This is a genomic window from Pseudolactococcus laudensis, assembly GCF_013449735.1.
Taxonomy (GTDB): Bacteria; Bacillota; Bacilli; order Lactobacillales; family Streptococcaceae; genus Pseudolactococcus; species Pseudolactococcus laudensis.
Window position 1 is genome coordinate 164990 of sequence record NZ_JACBNY010000002.1, and the last position, 19295, is coordinate 184284.

The 19295-nt window shown below is 39.2% G+C and carries 23 protein-coding genes; all 23 read left to right on the plus strand.

The features are described 5' to 3' along the window. The 23 genes from rplE to ilvA all read left to right on the plus strand — a co-directional run bounded on the left by rplE (position 1) and on the right by ilvA (position 18882). Entirely contained in the window at positions 1–543 is a 543-nt protein-coding gene (gene rplE, locus HZR21_RS02535) for a 50S ribosomal protein L5 (protein WP_003138087.1), read from the plus strand. 17 nt (positions 544–560) lie between these two features. Then, the gene (locus HZR21_RS02540) at positions 561–746 is read left to right on the plus strand and encodes a type Z 30S ribosomal protein S14 (RefSeq protein WP_031366996.1); all 186 of its coding nucleotides are present in this window, start codon (positions 561–563) and stop codon (positions 744–746) included. Positions 747–1117: 371 nt separating this feature from the next. Further along, positions 1118–1516, plus strand: a complete 399-nt coding sequence (gene rpsH / locus HZR21_RS02545) for a 30S ribosomal protein S8 (RefSeq protein WP_003138086.1) — start codon at positions 1118–1120, stop codon at positions 1514–1516. 120 nt (positions 1517–1636) lie between these two features. Beyond that, positions 1637–2173 carry a 50S ribosomal protein L6 gene (gene rplF / locus HZR21_RS02550; RefSeq protein ID WP_003138084.1) on the plus strand — a complete coding sequence of 179 codons (537 nt, stop codon included), beginning with the start codon at positions 1637–1639 and terminating at the stop codon, positions 2171–2173. A gap of 201 nt (positions 2174–2374) precedes the next feature. Continuing rightward, positions 2375–2722, plus strand: a complete 348-nt coding sequence (gene rplR / locus HZR21_RS02555; RefSeq protein ID WP_180746121.1) for a 50S ribosomal protein L18 — start codon at positions 2375–2377, stop codon at positions 2720–2722. Positions 2723–2742: 20 nt separating this feature from the next. Continuing rightward, positions 2743–3237 carry a 30S ribosomal protein S5 gene (gene rpsE / locus HZR21_RS02560; RefSeq protein ID WP_003138081.1) on the plus strand — a complete coding sequence of 165 codons (495 nt, stop codon included), beginning with the start codon at positions 2743–2745 and terminating at the stop codon, positions 3235–3237. 10 nt (positions 3238–3247) lie between these two features. Beyond that, the gene (rpmD, locus tag HZR21_RS02565; RefSeq protein WP_003138079.1) at positions 3248–3427 is read left to right on the plus strand and encodes a 50S ribosomal protein L30; all 180 of its coding nucleotides are present in this window, start codon (positions 3248–3250) and stop codon (positions 3425–3427) included. A gap of 120 nt (positions 3428–3547) precedes the next feature. After that, positions 3548–3997 (plus strand): 50S ribosomal protein L15, encoded by a 450-nt coding sequence (gene rplO / locus HZR21_RS02570; protein ID WP_180746123.1) that lies wholly within the window; start codon positions 3548–3550, stop codon positions 3995–3997. 158 nt (positions 3998–4155) lie between these two features. Further along, complete coding sequence (gene secY, locus HZR21_RS02575) at positions 4156–5466, plus strand: preprotein translocase subunit SecY (RefSeq protein WP_180746125.1); 1311 nt, start codon at positions 4156–4158, stop codon at positions 5464–5466. A 123-nt stretch (positions 5467–5589) separates the two neighbouring features. Continuing rightward, positions 5590–6237, plus strand: coding sequence for an adenylate kinase (locus tag HZR21_RS02580; protein ID WP_180746127.1), 648 nt, complete (start codon positions 5590–5592; stop codon positions 6235–6237). Positions 6238–6373: 136 nt separating this feature from the next. Beyond that, positions 6374–6592: a translation initiation factor IF-1 gene (gene infA / locus HZR21_RS02585; RefSeq protein WP_003138071.1), complete on the plus strand. Its 219-nt coding sequence runs from the start codon at positions 6374–6376 to the stop codon at positions 6590–6592. Between the two features lie 29 nt (positions 6593–6621). Further along, positions 6622–6738, plus strand: a complete 117-nt coding sequence (gene rpmJ, locus HZR21_RS02590; RefSeq protein WP_072353646.1) for a 50S ribosomal protein L36 — start codon at positions 6622–6624, stop codon at positions 6736–6738. Between the two features lie 16 nt (positions 6739–6754). Next, positions 6755–7120, plus strand: a complete 366-nt coding sequence (rpsM, locus tag HZR21_RS02595; protein ID WP_031367004.1) for a 30S ribosomal protein S13 — start codon at positions 6755–6757, stop codon at positions 7118–7120. A gap of 15 nt (positions 7121–7135) precedes the next feature. Continuing rightward, the gene (gene rpsK, locus HZR21_RS02600; protein ID WP_003138068.1) at positions 7136–7519 is read left to right on the plus strand and encodes a 30S ribosomal protein S11; all 384 of its coding nucleotides are present in this window, start codon (positions 7136–7138) and stop codon (positions 7517–7519) included. Between the two features lie 52 nt (positions 7520–7571). Then, complete coding sequence (locus HZR21_RS02605; protein ID WP_061774339.1) at positions 7572–8507, plus strand: DNA-directed RNA polymerase subunit alpha; 936 nt, start codon at positions 7572–7574, stop codon at positions 8505–8507. 23 nt (positions 8508–8530) lie between these two features. Beyond that, positions 8531–8911 carry a 50S ribosomal protein L17 gene (gene rplQ / locus HZR21_RS02610; protein WP_031367006.1) on the plus strand — a complete coding sequence of 127 codons (381 nt, stop codon included), beginning with the start codon at positions 8531–8533 and terminating at the stop codon, positions 8909–8911. 482 nt (positions 8912–9393) lie between these two features. Beyond that, complete coding sequence (locus HZR21_RS02615) at positions 9394–10761, plus strand: glutamate-cysteine ligase family protein (RefSeq protein WP_180746129.1); 1368 nt, start codon at positions 9394–9396, stop codon at positions 10759–10761. Then, positions 10745–11920 carry a bifunctional glutamate--cysteine ligase GshA/glutathione synthetase GshB gene (gene gshAB / locus HZR21_RS02620; protein WP_180746131.1) on the plus strand — a complete coding sequence of 392 codons (1176 nt, stop codon included), beginning with the start codon at positions 10745–10747 and terminating at the stop codon, positions 11918–11920. Before HZR21_RS02615 ends, gshAB begins: the two co-directional genes overlap by 17 nt. Positions 11921–12148: 228 nt before the next feature. Next, positions 12149–13861, plus strand: a complete 1713-nt coding sequence (gene ilvD, locus HZR21_RS02625; protein ID WP_180746133.1) for a dihydroxy-acid dehydratase — start codon at positions 12149–12151, stop codon at positions 13859–13861. Positions 13862–14153: 292 nt separating this feature from the next. Further along, positions 14154–15857 (plus strand): acetolactate synthase large subunit, encoded by a 1704-nt coding sequence (locus HZR21_RS02630; RefSeq protein ID WP_180746135.1) that lies wholly within the window; start codon positions 14154–14156, stop codon positions 15855–15857. Next, entirely contained in the window at positions 15850–16326 is a 477-nt protein-coding gene (gene ilvN / locus HZR21_RS02635; protein WP_040525714.1) for an acetolactate synthase small subunit, read from the plus strand. Before HZR21_RS02630 ends, ilvN begins: the two co-directional genes overlap by 8 nt. Positions 16327–16500: 174 nt before the next feature. Then, on the plus strand, positions 16501–17523 hold the full coding sequence (ilvC, locus tag HZR21_RS02640; protein WP_180746137.1) for a ketol-acid reductoisomerase: 1023 nt from the start codon (positions 16501–16503) through the stop codon (positions 17521–17523). A gap of 108 nt (positions 17524–17631) precedes the next feature. Next, positions 17632–18882: a threonine ammonia-lyase IlvA gene (gene ilvA, locus HZR21_RS02645; RefSeq protein ID WP_180746139.1), complete on the plus strand. Its 1251-nt coding sequence runs from the start codon at positions 17632–17634 to the stop codon at positions 18880–18882. The last annotated feature ends 413 nt before the right edge of the window (positions 18883–19295 follow it).

Here is a 19295-nt window from a genome sequence, read left to right on the forward strand (position 1 = left end):
ATGACTAATCGTTTGAAAGAAAAATACACTAACGAAGTAATCCCAGCGTTGACTGAACAATTCAACTACACATCTGTTATGGCTGTGCCAAAAGTTGATAAAATCGTCCTCAACATGGGTGTTGGTGATGCAGTAAACAACTCAAAAAACCTTGATAAAGCAGTTGCTGAATTAGCTTTAATCTCTGGTCAAAAACCATTGATCACAAAAGCTAAGAAATCAATCGCTGGTTTCCGTTTGCGTGAAGGCGTAGCGATCGGAGCGAAAGTAACACTCCGTGGCGAACGTATGTACGAATTTCTTGATAAATTGGTAACTGTCTCTCTTCCACGTGTCCGTGACTTCCATGGTGTGTCAAACAAAGCGTTTGACGGCCGCGGTAACTACACGCTAGGTGTGAAAGAACAGCTCATCTTCCCAGAAATTACGTATGATAACGTAGATAAAGTCCGTGGTTTGGACGTTGTTATTGTAACAACAGCTAACACTGACGAAGAATCACGTGAATTGCTTGCTAAACTCGGCATGCCTTTCGCTAAATAATATAGGAGGTAAATATCTTGGCTAAAAAATCAATGATTGCAAAGAACAAGCGTCCAGCTAAGTTCACAACGCAAGCGTACACACGTTGCGAAAAATGTGGTCGTCCACATTCAGTATACCGTAAATTCCAACTTTGCCGTATTTGCTTCCGTGAATTGGCATATAAAGGGCAAATCCCAGGCGTTAAAAAAGCATCTTGGTAATTTTTGACGCTGTCTGCTTCGTTGGTGTTCAGTTAACAACCGCAAGGTTGCTTCGCTTCCACCGCCTTGCAGACAACGCCAAAAACTTTTTTTAGCACCTTCTACTGCGTTAGCGTTCGCCTAACAACCGCAAGGTTGCTTCGGCTCCGCTGCCTTATAGAAGGCACTAAAAAACTTTTACTTAGCAACTGCTTCGTAAAAACTTTACTTTGCTTTTGCTTTGTAAAGACCTTGCTTTTTGAATAATGGGCTTAGGTTTCCTAAGTTGCTGAATTCTGGTATTTATAAATCTGCTAGCTTTGTTGCTAGTAGAGTCGTTAATGAACAAGTGATGTTCGCATCAAACTATTCATAATAGGAGAAAAATTAAAATGGTAATGACAGATCCAATCGCAGATTTCCTCACTCGTATTCGTAACGCTAACATGCGTAAATTCGAAGTTGTTGAAGCACCTGCATCAAAAATCAAACGCGATATCGCAAACATCCTCAAAGCTGAAGGTTACGTTAAAGACGTAGAATTCATCGAAGATGATAAACAAGGTATCATCCGTGTTTTCCTTAAATACGGTAAAGATGGCGAAAAAGTTATCACTAACTTGAAACGTATCTCTAAACCTGGTTTGCGTGTTTACGTGAAATCTGGTGAAGTACCTAAAGTCCTTAATGGTCTTGGTACAGCTGTGATTTCAACTTCTGAAGGTGTTGTGACTGATAAAACAGCTCGCGCTAAAAACATCGGCGGAGAAGTTCTCGCATACGTTTGGTAAGAATTGGTTTTCAATTCTATCTGCAACTGGAAACTCGTTAGATTTTCTAGCGAAACCCGTGAAAACTGTTAAGCAATGGTGTAAGCCATTGCTTAACTGACAATTTAACAGGAGACAAACATGTCACGTATTGGTAATAAAATCATTACTATCCCTGCTGGCGTTGAGGTTAAACTTGACGGCCATACAGCGACAGTAAAAGGTCCTAAAGGTGAGTTAACTCGCACTTTTTCTAAGGACATCGAAATTAAAATCGAAGGTACTGAAATTACTTTACATCGTCCAAACGATTCTAAAGAAATGAAAACAATCCATGGCACAACTCGTGCTAACCTTAATAACATGGTGATTGGTGTATCTGAAGGGTTCAGAAAAGAACTTGAAATGCGCGGGGTTGGTTACCGTGCTCAACTTGCTGGCAATAAATTAACTTTGTCAGTAGGTAAATCTCACCCAGATGAAGTCGTTGCACCTGACGGTATCACTTTTGAAGTGCCATCAAACACGCAAATTAACGTGTCTGGTTCAAACAAAGAAGTGGTCGGCGAAGTAGCAGCTTACATCCGTGGTTTACGTCCACCAGAGCCATATAAAGGCAAAGGTATTCGTTACGTTGGTGAATTTGTACGACGTAAAGAAGGTAAAACAGGTAAATAAGTTAGTTTTCTGTTTTCTAGGCTTTGTAACACAATTAAAAGCATCCTATGCGTTACAAACTTGTGTCACTTGATAGACTCAGATAAATTGCTTACTGTTTAAAGTAAAACAACCAACAATAACCTTTTGGAGAGAATTTGGCTGCGCAAAGCGGCTTGATAGCTACTAAGAGGGACTAGAAAAAAATAAGAGGTAAATATTGTGATTTCTAAACCAGATAAAAATAAAACGCGTCAAAAACGCCACCGTCGCGTACGCGGTAAAATCTCTGGTACTGCAGAGCGCCCACGTTTGAATGTTTTTCGTTCTAACACAAACATCTATGCACAAGTAATTGATGACATAGCAGGTGTAACGCTCGCAAGTGCCTCATCGTTGAAAGAAAACGGTACTAAAACTGAACAAGCTATAGCAGTTGGTACTGCAGTAGCTAAAGCAGCAGTAGCTGCTGGTGTTTCTGAAGTAATCTTCGACCGTGGTGGATACCTTTACCATGGACGTGTGCAAGCACTCGCTGAGGCTGCACGTGAAAATGGACTTAAATTCTAAGGAAAGGGGTAGACACAAAAATGGCTAGAAACGAAGAAGTAAAAGAATTCGAAGAACGCGTTGTTGGTATCAACCGTGTTACTAAAGTTGTTAAAGGCGGACGTCGTCTGCGTTTTGCAGCGCTTGTTGTAGTTGGTGACCGTAACGGTCGCGTAGGATTTGGGACTGGTAAAGCACAAGAAGTACCAGAAGCTATCCGTAAAGCTATCGAATCAGCTAAGAAAAACATGATTACAGTACCAATGGTTGGTACAACTGTACCGCATCAAGTACTTGGTGAGTTTGGCGGCGGTAAGATCTTGATCAAACCTGCAGTCGAAGGGGCTGGAGTCGCAGCCGGTGGTGCTGTACGTGCCGTCCTCGAACTTGCTGGTGTTGCAGATGTAACATCAAAATCACTTGGTTCAAACACACCAATCAACGTTGTTCGCGCAACTGTTGATGGTTTGAAACAACTTAAACGTGCTGAAGATGTTGCCGCATTACGTGGCGTATCTGTAGCAGACTTAGCGTAAGGAGGATATCATGGCTCAAATTAAAATTACTTTGACTAAGTCTCCAATTGGCCGCTTGCCTGCACAACGCGCAACAGTTAAAGCGCTTGGCCTTGGCAAATTGTCAAGCTCAGTCATCAAAGAAGAATCACCTGCAATCAATGGTATGGTCACTAAGATCGCTCATTTGGTAACAGTTGAAAAAGTTTAATAGACTAACTATTAATCAAAAATAAAAGCGAGCCTGACACTTCCGCGATTTCCCGCGAAAGTATCTTGGCGTTTAGTAAAGGCTATCTCTATTGAGATGCCATAATAGGAGAAATTTATAATGAAATTAAATGAACTAAAAGCTGCTGAAGGTAGCCGTAAAGTCCGTAATCGTGTTGGTCGTGGTACTTCGTCTGGTAATGGTAAAACATCTGGTCGTGGTCAAAAAGGTCAAAAATCTCGTTCAGGCGGCGGTGTTCGTCTCGGTTTTGAGGGTGGTCAAACACCTTTGTTCCGTCGTATGCCTAAACGTGGTTTCTTGAATGTTAACCGTAAAGATTACGCAATCGTTAACCTTGACACATTGAACCGTCTTGAAGCTGGCGCAACAGTTTCTGCTGAAACATTAGTTGCTGCTAAAATCATCAAAGATGTTAAATCTGGTGTTAAAGTTCTTGGTAACGGTGAACTCATAGTTAAAAACCTTAAAGTTGAGGTAGCTAAAGTTTCTGCTTCTGCAAAATCTGCTATTGAAGCTAACGGTGGTTCAGTTGTAACTCCTGAAGCCTAAAAACACTCATTAGTCTGTCGGGAATTTCCCTTCAGACTTTTGATGATTTTAGTCAGTCATTTGAAATTCAGCTTTAATTATAGTATGGTTAAAGAAATGATATTTTTTTAAAAATACTATTAGATAAAGCTGATTTAAAATCAGAATAAAGGGGTTCTATGTTTTTTAAACTCTTGTTTCAAGCATTCAAAGTAAAAGAGATTCGAGCTAGAATCTTATTCACGCTTGGCATTCTATTCGTTTTTCGTCTAGGCGCACATATTACAGTGCCAGGTATTAACGTGAATAATTTAAATGCCTTGAGTGACCTGCCATTTTTGTCAATGATGAATATGGTTTCAGGGAATGCAATGCAAAGTTTTTCGGTTTTTGCAATGGGCGTGTCGCCGTATATCACAGCTTCAATCATTGTACAACTTTTGCAGATGGATATTCTGCCTAAGTTCGTCGAATGGGGCAAACAAGGTGAGATTGGTCGCCGAAAACTTAATCAAGCGACACGTTACATTTCGTTGGTTCTTGCTATGCTACAATCCGTAGGGATAACAGCAGGTTTTCAGGCTATGAGTGCCCAAAATATTGTGACGAATCCGACTTGGCAGACTTATCTGTTTATTGGTGCCATCTTAACTACAGGATCTATGATAGTTGTTTGGTTGGGTGAGCAAATCACTGATCGTGGATTTGGTCAAGGTGTGTCGGTCATTATCTTTGCAGGGATTATCTCATCAATTCCGGGTGCTATTAGTCAAGTTTATCAAGATAAATTTGTTAATGTGCGTCCAGGTGAACTACTCAACTCTAGTATATTTGTTGTGATTTTACTTGTTGCTATGGCAGCTATTGTCTTTATCACGACATTTATTCAACAGGCTGAACGTAAGATTCCAATTCAATATACGAAACTCATACAAGGTGCACCGACAAGTTCATACTTACCATTGCGGGTTAATCCTGCAGGGGTCATTCCGGTTATCTTTGCCAGTTCAATTTCTACGGCACCACAAACGATTCTTCAACTCTTGCAACGTTCTAATAATAATGTGGCTTGGATTGAAAATATCAAAAATGCTCTAGATTATAACACTTGGACTGGCATGCTGTTTTACGCATTGTTGATTGGTCTCTTTACATTCTTCTATGCCTTTGTTCAGGTCAATCCTGAAAAAATGGCTGAAAATTTACAAAAGCAAGGTTCATATATTCCTTCTGTTCGTCCTGGTAAAGGCACAGAAAAATATATCTCACGTTTGTTGATTCGTTTGTCAACGGTTGGCGCATTGTTCCTCGGTTTGATTTCAATTGTTCCGATTGTTGTGACTAACTTGTTTGGTCTACCAAAAATGGTAGCCCTAGGCGGTACGAGCCTTTTAATCTTGATTTCTACTGCGATTCAAGGTGCGAAACAATTAGAAGGTTATATGTTCAAACGTCAGTATAAAGGATTTATGGACGATCCAATTAAATAATGAAAGACTGGTCGAAAGATCAGTTTTTTTTGTATTAAAAAAAGAAAGTTACCTTGATGTTGTCAAAATGATGCGAAAACGCTAAAATAGAAGGGTAGACAAAATTAGACAAATGGAGAACAAATGAATTTATTAATCATGGGCCTACCAGGTGCTGGTAAAGGAACGCAAGCTGAAACTATCGTTGAAACTTATGGCGTACAACATATTTCAACAGGAGATATGTTCCGTGCAGCGATGAAAAATGAAACTGAAATGGGTAAATTAGCCAAGTCATTTATTGATAAAGGTGAATTGGTACCAGATGATGTGACAAACGGGATCGTTAAAGAACGTTTAGCTCAAGAAGATATTCAAGCATCAGGTTTCTTACTTGACGGCTTTCCACGTACAATTGAACAAGCTGAGGCATTAGACGCAATGCTTGCTGATTTAGGTATTAAACTTGATGCTGTTGTGAATATTGATGTAGACCCTTCTATCTTAGTTGAGCGTTTGTCAGGTCGTTTTATTTGCCGCACATGTGGTGCAACTTATCATAAAGTTTTTAATCCTACAAAAGTTGCAGGCACTTGTGACAAATGTGGTGGTCATGATTTCTATCAACGCGAAGATGACAAACCTGAAACCGTTAAAAATCGTTTGGATATCAACATCAAACAAGGCGCGCCAATACTTGAACACTATGGCAAACTTGGTCTAGTTAAAGATGTTGACGGGCAACAAGACATCGATAAAGTATCAGAAGGAATTAAAGCAATTTTAGGCTAAACAAACGTTTTAACAGCTGTTAAAATAAATTCGTGTAATTAACTTGTAAAAGTCGGACTAGTATGGTATAATATCCTAGTCCGACTTTTAGATATTTTATCAAAAATGGACAAATTTAAAGAGGAGGTAAGTTGACGTGGCAAAAGATGACGTAATCGAAATTGAAGGCAAAGTGATTGACACAATGCCTAACGCGATGTTCACAGTTGAGCTTGAAAATGGACACAAAATTTTGGCGACTATTTCAGGCAAAATGCGAAAGAATTATATCCGCATCTTAACTGGTGACCGTGTTACTGTTGAGATGTCGCCGTATGATTTGACCCGTGGACGTATTACATACCGCTTTAAGTAGTCCAAACATTTTTATAGGAGGTATATACAATGAAAGTAAGACCATCGGTTAAACCAATGTGCGAATACTGTAAAGTAATTCGTCGTAACGGTCGTGTTATGGTAATTTGCCCTGTCAATCCAAAACACAAACAACGTCAGGGATAGAAAGGAAACATAAAGAATGGCTCGTATTGCTGGAGTTGATATTCCAAACGATAAACAAGTAGTAATTTCACTTACTTACGTTTACGGAATCGGTCTCAAAACGTCACAAAAAGTTCTTGCAGCCGCTGGCGTTGCAGAAGATATTCGCGTGAAAGATCTTACAACTGACCAAGAAGATGCTATCCGTCGTGAAGTTGATGGGCTTAAAGTTGAAGGCGACCTACGTCGTGAAGTAAACCTTAACATCAAACGTCTCATGGAAATCGGTAGCTATCGTGGCATGCGTCATCGTCGCGGATTGCCTACTCGTGGTCAAAACACGAAGAACAACGCACGTACACGCAAAGGCCCTGCTAAATCTATCGCAGGCAAGAAAAAATAAGAAAGGAGATTAACATTGGCTAAACCTACTCGTAAACGTCGTGTGAAGAAAAATATCGAATCTGGTGTTGTCCACATTCATGCAACTTTCAATAACACAATCGTGATGATTACAGACGTTCATGGTAACGCGCTTGCTTGGTCATCTGCTGGTGCCCTTGGCTTCAAAGGATCTAAAAAATCGACTCCTTTCGCTGCTCAAATGGCATCTGAAGCTGCTGCTAAGTCTGCTCAAGAACATGGTTTGAAAACTGTAGCCGTTACTGTTAAAGGTCCTGGACCAGGTCGCGAATCTGCGATCCGCGCTCTTGCAGCTGCAGGTCTTAACGTAACAGCAATCAGCGATGTGACGCCTGTACCCCACAATGGTGCACGTCCTCCAAAACGTCGTCGTGTATAATTTCTAGAGTGCTTGTTGCTACTCTAACATTTTGCACTGAAAGGATATACACATGATTGAGTTTGAAAAACCAAAAATTACAAAATTTGATGAAGCTAATACCTATGGCAAATTTGTCGTAGAACCGTTAGAACGTGGTTATGGGACAACCCTAGGCAACTCATTGCGTCGTATTCTTCTATCGTCACTTCCTGGTGCTGCTGTTACAAGCATCCAAATTGATGGTGTACTCCATGAGTTCACAACAATTCCAGGTGTGCATGAAGATGTGATTCAAGTGATTCTTGCGATTAAAGGGCTTGCAATCAAATCATATGTCGAAACGGAAAAAATCATTGAACTTGACGTCACAGGTCCTGCTGTTGTAACAGCTGGAGATATCTTGACTGATAGTGATATTGAGATTGTCAACAAAGATCATTACCTTTTCACACTTGCGGAAGGTCACTCTGTGAACGCTCGTATGACTGTGAAATCTGGCCGTGGTTATGTCCTTGCAGAAGATAATAAACAATCAGACGCGCCTATCGGGACAATTGCTGTAGATTCATCTTACACACCTGTCAACAAAGTGAATTACCAAGTTGAACCAGCTCGTGTGGGTGAAAAAGATAACTTTGACAAATTGTCACTTGAAATCTTTACAAACGGCACAATCTCAGCAGAAGATGCCTTGTCATTATCTGCAAAAATCTTGACTGACCATTTGAGTCTCTTTGTTAACTTGTCTGAAGTAGCGCAAGCTGCCGATACATTAGTTGATAAAAATGAGGTTAAACCAGAGCGTGCTTTGGATAAAGTCATCGAGGAACTTGATCTTTCTGTTCGTTCATATAACTGTTTGAAACGTGCTGGTATTAATACCGTCGCTGACCTTGCTGATATGAGTGAACCAGAAATGCTCAAAGTGAAAAACTTGGGTCGTAAATCTTTAGTGGAAGTTAAAGATAAACTTGATAGCCTAGGCTTGTCACTCAAAAAAGACTAAATTAAAATCTAATAGGAGGAATCATGGGTTACCGTAAACTTGGACGTAAATCTGATCAACGTAAAGCAATGCTTCGCGATTTGACGACTGACTTGATCATCAACGAATACATCGTAACAACTGAAGCTCGCGCTAAAGAAGTTCGTAAAACTGTTGAAAAAATGATTACACTCGGAAAACGTGGCGATCTTCACGCACGCCGTCAAGCTGCTGCTTACGTACGTAATGAAATCGCTGAAAAAGATTTCAACGAAGAAACTGAAACTTTCCCAACTGCACTTCAAAAATTGTTTGGCGATATCGCTACACGTTATGAAGGCCGTAATGGTGGATATACACGTATTCTTAAAACTGAACCACGCCGTGGCGATGCTGCACCGATGGCAATTATTGAACTTGTTTAATAATTGATTTCAGTTAAAAAAATAAATAAAGCAGTAAGGGGCACCTGTCATTTATGATTTTGTGGTGTTTTTGAAAGTATTTTTGAAAAGACACTGAATCAAAATGTCAGTGTGGCCCGATAGTCTTCATCAATCTTTTGTGGAGTGTTATGATGGTGGTGCTTGCACTTAGTCTAGCTCTTACTGTCTAGTCTTAAAAACTAGGCCGCTTGTCCTTTGGGATAAGTGGTTTTTATTTTACCTAAAATTTGAAACGGTTATACATATCAAGTATGCCTCATTATAAAATATTTCAAAGACGAGACAAGCGCATTATATGTTAGAATAGACATACTAAAACTAAAAAGATGTCAAACGTCTGAAGTCGCTTAAGATGTCAAATGAATGGTAGAGTTAACACGCTAAGTGCACCTTATGCTATGCAAGCATAGGGGATGATACCTCTTAAAATACAAGGTGGTTAGATAAAAAAGGAGCGAAGATTGAATATTGCACGAGAGCTCTTACGTGAGCGTTATTTTACAAATTTGAAGCACTCAAATGACTTATTCGTTGGCATTGAGTTAGAACTACCAATTGTTAAGCTCACGGGTGATGCTGTTGATTTTTCTGTTGTCTTTGCCTTGTTTGATGAAATGATTGAAAAACTTCCGTTGTCGATTGAGAAATCGGATGATAATGGTCAAGCCATTCAATTGGTTTCAGATGAAAATGATGACCGTATTTTGTTTGAAGTTGGCTACAATACCATAGAATTTGCTTTTGATAAAGCACAGACTATAGGTGAAGTCGAACAACGTTTTTCAAACTATCTTGCTGTCATGCAACCATTTTTAAAAAAACAAAATCACCTTTTAACTGGCTTTGGCGTCAATCCTTTTTGGGATAAAAATGACAACAGACCTGTTGCTAGTCCTCGTTACGAGATGTTGATGGCTTACTTGAAGTTAGGGGCGACAAGAGAAGAAGTGAGGGTCAGTCAGAATAAATATGGAGCTTTTATTCAAGGGAGTCAAGTTCAGCTAGATGTGACGCGTGAGAATTTAGTAACAACGCTAAATACCTTTAATGCTATGGAAATGGTTAAAGCCTGGCTTTTCGGAAACTCTTTTCTTTGGAATGGACAATTAGACACTTTAATTTCACGGGATGTTTTTTGGGAAGAGTCAATGCATGGCATATTTCCTGAAAATACGGGTGTATTTCCAGAAACTTTTGAAAGTCTAGAAACATTTCTTGATTATTTAACGAAAACCGCTTTATTCACAAGAACTTCTGAATCAAATACTTTTTATTTTGAACCAATTCAAGCGTTGGACTACTTCAATCACGATGAAATTCCAGCCTTTGATTTACTCGGCAATGAAATCGTCTTAACCCCAAGTCCATATGATTTTAAAGAACATCGGAATTATCAGTATCAGAATCTCACGACACGCGGAACAGTTGAGTTTCGAAGTACTTGCGCGCAACCTATTGCTACTTCATTTACTGTTGCAGCTTTCCATTTAGGATTGATGCAGGAGTTAGCAGCTTTTGAGACATTAATTGCAAGCCATTCTTTTTACGAAGATTATGGCCGAGATTTTCCACAACTTCGTCGCAGGTTTTCAGCGCAAAACTTATCATCCGAGGAAATAGAGGATGTTGCAAGTTTTGCAGAAGATTTGGTAAATCTCGCAGCAGTAGGTCTTGAAAAACGTGGATTTGGTGAAGAAAAGTATTTAACAGCGCTTTATCAACGAATTGAAAGAAAAGAGAATCCGGCTGTTAAAGCATTGCACTTGCTTGAATCCGGCAAAACATTATCAGAAATATCGGAGATTTTTGCAGATGGAAAAGACATTTAAGATATCAAGGATTACCTCACCCAACATGCTCAATACGCAGAATGCTTACTGGTACATCAATGATGATTTGCTTACGATTACCTATCATACCAATCGGGATCTATCCGCCATTTTAGCTGTCCTCAGTCGTCACGGTATTGATATCCAGTATGTTCAGGCGCCTGCCAATGACTTTCAACTCCCAGGTTACGAAAATTTGGAATTATCAACTCAAAATTTAATTGCTGATGCCATTAAATATGGCATTCAGTTTCAAGTCCTTGATGAAGTTGAACAAATCTTAAAATTGACCTATGGTTCGCATACAGAGTACATCAAAGAAGGCAATATTACGCATTTTGACAGCGCCCTATCTCACGCTTTAATGGAAAACAAAATCGTTACTAAAGCCATTTTAAATACTGCTGGCATTCAAGTGCCGTCTGGCTTTGAGTTTCATGACCTTAACGACGCCTTGCGCCATTTTGACCAGTTACCTTCGGCCTTTGTAGTCAAACCCAAGTCTACCAATTACGGCATCGGCATCAGTATTTTTAAAGAAACGACGACACAAGCAGACTATGAAGAAGCGGTGAAAATTGCTTTTGAAAATGATGATGCAATTATCGTTGAGACCTATGCCCATGGTACAGAATTTCGATTTTACGTGCAAAATGGAGAAGTGTTAGCTGTATTAGAACGCTTTCCAGCGAATGTCGTTGGGGACGGTGTTCACAGCATTCAACAATTGGTGGCGATAAAGAATACAGATATTAGGCGGGGAGAGCATCACAGAACACCGCTTGAAAAAATTAAATTGGGAGATGTTGAGAGATTGACACTCAGTTTACAAGGGTTTGATGTGCAATCAGTTCCCAAAGCACAAGAACGTGTTTTTCTAAGAGAGAATTCAAATGTTTCAACTGGTGGTGATTCAATTGACCGAACTGAACAAGTCAGTGACTATTATAAAGCAATCGCTGTAAAAGTTGCACACGCATTGGACGTGACGATTACTGGAGTTGATATTATCATTCCAGACGCCAGTCAAAAAGGTCCATATTTTGTTATTGAAGCGAATCAAAATCCGATGATGCAAATGCATCTATTTCCTGCAATTGGTAAATCACGCCGTGTTACTGAAAGTTTGATTAAACTATTATTTCCAGAAAGTATTTAATTAAGACGATGACCATGCTGAAAGCGTGGTTTTTATTTGACAAAATTTTCTGATAATTGCTTGACGAAAGTTTTAAAAGTGTTAAAATGGTAATAACAGATTTGTTTGAAAAGAGGAAAAATTTAAGTTTAATTTCAGAATTAAGCTTAATCACACGTTTAAAGTCTCGAATATCGCAAGTCTTTTTAAATCAAACGCTAATAATTTAGGTAGGCAAGGAAGGCACGTATGAAATTTACATATAACGGTACGACAACAGAAGTTGAGCTTAACAAATATTCTAAAACGCTCACGCAAGACCCGACACAACCCGCGACTCAGGCTATGTTCTATGGCATCGGGTTTAAGGATGAGGATTTTGATAAAGCGCAAGTTGGGATTGTGTCAATGGACTGGGATGGGAATCCTTGTAATATGCACTTAAATCAACTCGGACAAAAAGTTAAATCATCTGTTGACGCAACGGAAGGTCTTTTGGGCTTGCAGTTTCACACGATTGGTGTTTCTGATGGTATTGCTAACGGAACAGATGGGATGCGTTATTCGCTTGTATCACGTGAGGTAATTGCAGACTCAATTGAGACAAATGCAGGTGGTGAGTATTATGATGGGATTGTAGGCATTCCTGGTTGTGATAAAAACATGCCTGGAACGATTATCGGTATGGCGCGTTTGGACCGTCCTTCTATTATGGTTTATGGTGGAACGATTGAGCACGGAGAATATAATGGTCAGTCTCTCAATATTGTTTCAGCCTTTGAAGCATTAGGTGAAAAATTAACTGGCAATATTTCCGATGAAGACTATCATGGTGTGATTTCTAACGCTATTCCAGGTCAAGGTGCTTGTGGTGGTATGTATACAGCTAATACAATGGCTGCTGCGATTGAAACACTTGGGATGACCCTACCATTTTCATCAACAAATCCAGCCAAATCTGATGAAAAACAACGTGAAGCAGCATCTGTCGGTGAATACATGAAAACACTTCTAGCTCGGGATATTAAACCGAGTGACATCATGACGCGTGAAGCCTTTGAAGATGCCATTACAGTTGTCATGGTACTTGGCGGCTCAACTAATGCTGTTTTACATTTGATTGCCATGGCACGTACAGTTGGGATTGACCTCACACAGGACGATTTCCAAGCCATTTCTGACCGTACACCTGTTATCGGTGACTTCAAACCTTCGGGTAAATATATGCAAGAAGATTTACATCGGATTGGTGGTCTACCAGCTGTCCTTAAATTTCTCCTTAAAGAAGGTCGCATCCATGGTGACCGAATGACGGTCACTGGTAAAACACTAGCAGAAAACCTAGAGAACGCAGCAGATTTAGACTTTGACCTTCAGGATATCATCAGACCCTTTGATCAACCAATCAAAGCCACAGGGCATTTACAAATCCTCTATGGTAACCTCGCATCAGGCGGTTCAGTCGCTAAAATTTCGGGTAAAGAAGGTGAGCAGTTCACTGGAACAGCACGTGTCTTTAATGGTGAACAACATTTCATCGAAGGGATTGAGACCGGGCGTTTACACGCCGGTGATGTTGCAGTCATTAAGAATATCGGTCCAGTCGGGGCGCCTGGGATGCCAGAAATGCTGAAACCAACATCTGCGTTGATTGGTGCAGGATTAGGGAAATCAGTAGCCTTGATCACAGATGGGCGTTTCTCTGGCGGGACACATGGCTTTGTTGTCGGACATATTGTCCCTGAAGCCGTTAAAGGTGGTGTGATTGGTCTCGTTGAAGATGATGATATCATCGAAATTGACGCCATTAACAACACCATTAATCTGAAAGTATCTGATGAAGAGTTGGCAAAACGTCGCGCTGCCTATCAACAACCAGCACCTAAAGCGACTCGTGGTGTCCTTGCAAAATTTGCAAAATTAACAGATGACGCCGCACATGGTTGTATCACAGATTTTTAATAAGTTTTAGCATTGATAATTAAAAACAACTGGTCGAGTCAACCAGTTGTTTTGATTAAGAAGACAATTTTATCTGATATTTTTAAGAGATATGATACTTTAAACATTGATTGAAATCGCACATTTGAATTCTGAGTTTCTGTCAGGTAAATCGGGATAAATATTAGAAGTTTTATAATTCAAATTATACCGAAATCACTTGAAAAAAAAGGACAAAAGTGTTAAAATCTAAACATAATTCATAATTTTCAGAAATTTCGAAATATGAAAATCCTTGAAGGGAGAGCTAATATTGAAACAAATAAAACTTGAAACCCCAAAAAGTGGTTCGCAACTCGTCCTTGATACCCTTAAAAATTTGGGGGTTGACACTATTTTTGGCTATCCAGGTGGCGCAGTTTTACCGCTCTATGATGCCATTTATGATTATGAAGGGATTCAGCATATTCTTGCTCGCCATGAACAAGGGGCAACACACGAAGCAGAAGGGTATGCTAAATCATCAGGTAAATTAGGTGTTGCTTTGGTCACATCAGGTCCTGGGGCAACGAACGCGATTACAGGTATTGCGGATGCCAATGCAGATTCAGTACCGATGCTAGTTTTTACTGGTCAAGTGGCAACGCCTGGTATTGGTAAGGATGCTTTTCAGGAAGCTGATATTATTGGTGTTACGATGCCAATTACCAAATATAACTATCAGATTCGTGAAACACAAGACATCCCTCACGTGATTACGGAGGCGGTTCACATTGCAACGACAGGACGTCCAGGTCCAGTTGTCATTGATTTGCCTAAAGATGTCGCAGCTCAAGAAGTTGATTATATTAATGATGTGACAATTGACTTGCCTTCTTATAATCCAACTGTTGAACCAAATGCCAAGCAATTGAAAAAAATTGTTGAGTTGTTAGCTAAAAAGAAACGTCCGCTAATTTTAGTGGGTGGTGGCGTTAACTATTCAAATGGTAATCTTGCATTAGCCCAATTTGCTGAAAGATATCAAATTCCAGTTGTTTCTAGTCTACTTGGATTAGGTGCGATACCAGTTGAAAATCCTTTATTTTTAGGTATGGGAGGAATGCATGGGTCTTATGCTGCCAATATGGCATTAGCTGAAACTGACTACCTCATTAATTTTGGGAGTAGATTCGATGATCGATTGGCCTCAAATCCTTCCTTGTTTTTGAAGGAGGCGACGGTAGCACATATTGATATTGATCCAGCAGAGATTGGCAAAATTGTCAAAACGCATTTACCAGTTGTAGGAGATGCAAAGCGTGCTTTGGAAATCTTACTTGAGATTGAAGCGCCTACGACTAATTTTTCAAAATGGCTTGAACAAGTTCAGGACAATGCGCAAAGAGCACCATACAGTTATGAACCTGAGGTTGACTATAATAAACCACAGGAAGTTATCAAGTTAATTGGTGAGCTGACCAACGGTGATGCTATCATTGTGACAGATGTTGGGCAGCACCAGATGTGGGCAGCACAATGGTATCCGTATAAGAGCAATCGTCAACTGATTACAAGTGGTGGACTCGGGACTATGGGCTTTGGTATTCCTGCAGCCATTGGGGCCAAATTAGCCAATCCAGATAAAGAAGTTATCGTTTTTGTTGGTGATGGTGGATTCCAAATGACTAACCAAGAATTAGCAATTTTAAATGGTTATCATGTGCCAATCAAAGTTGTGCTCTTTAATAATCACTCGCTGGGAATGGTACGTCAGTGGCAAGAAAAGTTCTATGAAGAACGTCGAAGTCAATCTGTCTTTGATTTTGAACCTGACTTCCAATTATTAGCTGAGGCTTATGGGCTTAAGCATGATAAATTTTTAAATCCTCAAACAATTGCTGAAGATTTAAAAGTTATCACAGAAAATGTACCAATGGTATTGGAAGTTGGTATTTCTAGGGAAGAACAAGTCTATCCGATGGTGCCAGCAGGTTGGCATAATGACCAAATGTTGGGGGTGAAATTCAATGCGTAGAATGTTAACAGCCAAACTCAATAATTCAACAGGTGTTCTGAATCGATTCACAGGTGTCTTATCACGTCGTCAAGTTAATATTGAAAGTATTTCTGTTGGACATACAGATGTTCCACATATTTCAAGAATAACGATTATCATTGATGTTGAAAGTATCGATGAGGTCGAACAAATCATTAAGCAACTGAACCGTCAAGTTGATGTTTTGCGCGTACGTGATATTACAGATGTACCACATATTGAACGAGAAGTGATTCTCGTTAAGGTATCAGCACCTGCTAATATTCGAGCAGAATTATTTGCGATGATTCAACCTTTTCGTGCCAGTGTCGTTGATGTTGCACCTAAAATAGTAACCATTCAATTAACTGGAGGCTACGATAAAATCGAAGCATTATTAAGAGTGGTTAAGCCTTATGGCATAAAAAATATTGCTAGAACTGGCGTCACAGGTTTTACACGAGATTAAAAGACGAACATAATTAAAAGTATTATATTTATCCTTGACAAATTGTCTGAAAAGTCGTAAAATTATATCATATTTAAAAATTGATTGAATTTTCTATCTTTTGCTAATTGACAGATAATTACCAATGTTCATAAAAAGATAGACACAAAAAAAGCTTATAGGAGATTTTAAACGATGGCAGTAACGATGTATTATGAAAACGACGTAAAAACACCAGCACTTGCTGGCAAACAAATTGCAGTAATTGGTTATGGCTCACAAGGCCATGCACATGCCCAAAACTTGCGTGATTCAGGTGAAAATGTCATCATTGGTGTGCGTGCTGGTAAATCATTTGACGCTGCTAAAGAAGATGGTTTTGATGTTTATCCAGTGGCAGAAGCCGTTGCAAAATCTGATGTTATTATGATTTTGGCACCAGATGAAATTCAAGCTGATCTATACACGAAAGATATTGCCCCTAATCTAAAAGATGGTGCAGCACTCGGTTTTGGTCATGGCTTTAATATTCATTTTGGTTACATTAAAGCACCAGAAACAGTTGACGTTTTCATGCTTGCTCCTAAAGGCCCAGGCCACTTAGTACGTCGTACTTATACGGAAGGTTTTGGTGTACCAGCACTCTTCGCTGTCTATCAAGATGCAACAGGAAATGCGCGAGATATTGCCATGGACTGGGGCCGAGCAGCAGGTGGTGCACGTGTTGGTATGCTTGAAACAAGCTTTAAAGAAGAAACTGAAGAAGATTTGTTCGGTGAACAAGCAGTCCTTTGTGGTGGCACAACTGCCTTGATTGAAGCAGGTTTTGAGACTTTAACAGAAGCAGGTTATGCACCAGAATTAGCGTATTTTGAAGTTTTACATGAATTGAAACTTATCGTTGACCTTTTGTATGAGGGTGGTTTCAAGAAAATGCGTCAATCTATTTCAAATACAGCAGAATATGGTGACTATATCGCTGGACCACAAATCATCACAGCTGAAGTTAAAGCAAACATGAAAAAAGTCCTCAATGACATCCAAACTGGTGCTTTTGCAAAAGATTTCGTAGAAGACTACAAAGCTGGTAATCCGAAAATGAAGGCTTTCCGTGCTGCTGCAGCAGACCTTGAAATTGAAAAAGTTGGTGCTGAATTGCGTAAGGCGATGCCATTTACGCAAGCAAACGATGATGCAGCTTTCAAAATCTATAACTAAGCCAAAAATACAGACAAAACTGTCTATCGTTTTTAACTTGGAAGAAAGCTGAGCTTGGTCTCAGCTTTTCTTTTTGATTTGTTTGAAAAAATGAAGGAATCTAATTTTATGGTAACTTACAAAGATGTATTGGCTGCTAACGATGTATTGAAAGATGTTGTCATTCAAACACCGATGAGACGAGATAGCTATTTATCTGAAAAATATGATGCGAATATTTATCTCAAGCAAGAAAATGTCCAGAAAGTACGGTCATTTAAGTTGCGAGGAGCTTATTATGCAATTCATAATTTACCTCAAGATAAATTAAAATGTGGTGTTGTTTGTGCCAGTGCGGGAAATCATGCGCAAGGCGTAGCTTATACCTGTCAAGAATTGAAAATCCCTGCAACAATTTTCATGCCGACAACCACACCACAACAAAAAATTACACAAGTTAAATTTTTTGGCGGAGATTATGCAGAAATTGCACTTGTTGGTGATACGTTTGATGAGTCTGCGACAGCAGCTATTGACTATGCGCGCCGTGAAAATAAAACATTTATCGACCCGTTTGATAATCCCGATGTGATTTCAGGTCAAGGCACTGTTGCCGTAGAAATTTTTGAAACAGCTAAGCAAGATAACCTTAAAATTGATACACTTCTAGCTGCAGTTGGCGGAGGTGGCTTGATTTCGGGTGTTTCACTCTATGCAAAACATGCGAGTCCAGAAACCAAAGTTATTGGAGTAGAAGCATCGGGCGCTAGGTCGATGCAAGCAGCATTTGACAATAATGGTCCAGTTAAACTTGAGACAATTGATAAATTTGCAGATGGTATTGCTGTTCAAAAAGTGGGACAGTTAACCTATCAAATTGCCAAGAAAAATGTCAATGAACTTCTGCATACGGATGAAGGATTAATATCCAGTACGATTTTAGACCTCTACTCTAAACAGGGTATCGTAGTTGAACCAGCTGGTGCAACTAGTGTTGCAGCGTTAGAATTAATCAAAGATGAGATAAAAGGTCAGACAATTGTTTGCATTATATCTGGTGGAAATAACGATATCAATCGGATGCAAGAGATTGAAGAAAAAAGTTTAATTTATGAAGGCCTCAAACATTACTTTGTTGTAAACTTTCCTCAAAGACCAGGTGCCCTACGTGAATTTGTCAATGATATCTTAGGACCTCATGATGATATTACGCGTTTTGAATATATTAAACGAGCGAATAAAGGTACTGGTCCGGTTTTGATAGGCATTTTGTTGTCGAACAAACACGACCAAGCTCAACTCATTGAACGACTAGCAGCATTTGATAGTAAATTTATTGATTTAAAAGGACAAGAAAGTTTATATAACTTATTGGTCTAAAATATCTAATATAGAAACACCTAAAATTACCTTGTCAATAAAGGCAATTTTAGGTGTTTTAATTAACCTTGTTGTTAAGATAAAGAACAAAAACGATAGTGTGTGGAGCTTAAACTGATCTAAAATTAAGTATTAAGGAGTGAGAATAAACCTTCAGGATATAATTTATTTTAAAGATTAAAAATAAAAACAAAAATTTTTCAAAAAAGTGTTGACATGTTAAGCCAGATTTGATAAGATAATAAAGTACTCAAAACGACAGGTCACGAACGAAAGAAAAGAAAATAAAAAAACTTTTCAGAAAGGTGTTGACAAGTCAAAAAAGTTTTGGTAGAATTAAATAGTTGTCTCGTAAGAACAGCTGAAACAAAATAGACCTTTGAAAACTGAATAAAACAGAAACGAACCAAGTA

Coding starts and splice junctions, on each gene's coding strand:
- rplE (WP_003138087.1), top strand. CDS start 1: ATGACTAATCGTTTGAAAGAAAAATACACTAACGAAGTAATCCCAGCG.
- rpsE (WP_003138081.1), top strand. CDS start 2,743: ATGGCTAGAAACGAAGAAGTAAAAGAATTCGAAGAACGCGTTGTTGGT.
- ilvN (WP_040525714.1), top strand. CDS start 15,850: ATGCGTAGAATGTTAACAGCCAAACTCAATAATTCAACAGGTGTTCTG.
- rplQ (WP_031367006.1), top strand. CDS start 8,531: ATGGGTTACCGTAAACTTGGACGTAAATCTGATCAACGTAAAGCAATG.
- rpsM (WP_031367004.1), top strand. CDS start 6,755: ATGGCTCGTATTGCTGGAGTTGATATTCCAAACGATAAACAAGTAGTA.
- secY (WP_180746125.1), top strand. CDS start 4,156: ATGTTTTTTAAACTCTTGTTTCAAGCATTCAAAGTAAAAGAGATTCGA.
- HZR21_RS02580 (WP_180746127.1), top strand. CDS start 5,590: ATGAATTTATTAATCATGGGCCTACCAGGTGCTGGTAAAGGAACGCAA.
- ilvD (WP_180746133.1), top strand. CDS start 12,149: ATGAAATTTACATATAACGGTACGACAACAGAAGTTGAGCTTAACAAA.
- rpsH (WP_003138086.1), top strand. CDS start 1,118: ATGGTAATGACAGATCCAATCGCAGATTTCCTCACTCGTATTCGTAAC.
- rplF (WP_003138084.1), top strand. CDS start 1,637: ATGTCACGTATTGGTAATAAAATCATTACTATCCCTGCTGGCGTTGAG.
- ilvA (WP_180746139.1), top strand. CDS start 17,632: ATGGTAACTTACAAAGATGTATTGGCTGCTAACGATGTATTGAAAGAT.
- rpmD (WP_003138079.1), top strand. CDS start 3,248: ATGGCTCAAATTAAAATTACTTTGACTAAGTCTCCAATTGGCCGCTTG.
- rplO (WP_180746123.1), top strand. CDS start 3,548: ATGAAATTAAATGAACTAAAAGCTGCTGAAGGTAGCCGTAAAGTCCGT.
- HZR21_RS02605 (WP_061774339.1), top strand. CDS start 7,572: ATGATTGAGTTTGAAAAACCAAAAATTACAAAATTTGATGAAGCTAAT.
- rpmJ (WP_072353646.1), top strand. CDS start 6,622: ATGAAAGTAAGACCATCGGTTAAACCAATGTGCGAATACTGTAAAGTA.
- gshAB (WP_180746131.1), top strand. CDS start 10,745: ATGGAAAAGACATTTAAGATATCAAGGATTACCTCACCCAACATGCTC.
- ilvC (WP_180746137.1), top strand. CDS start 16,501: ATGGCAGTAACGATGTATTATGAAAACGACGTAAAAACACCAGCACTT.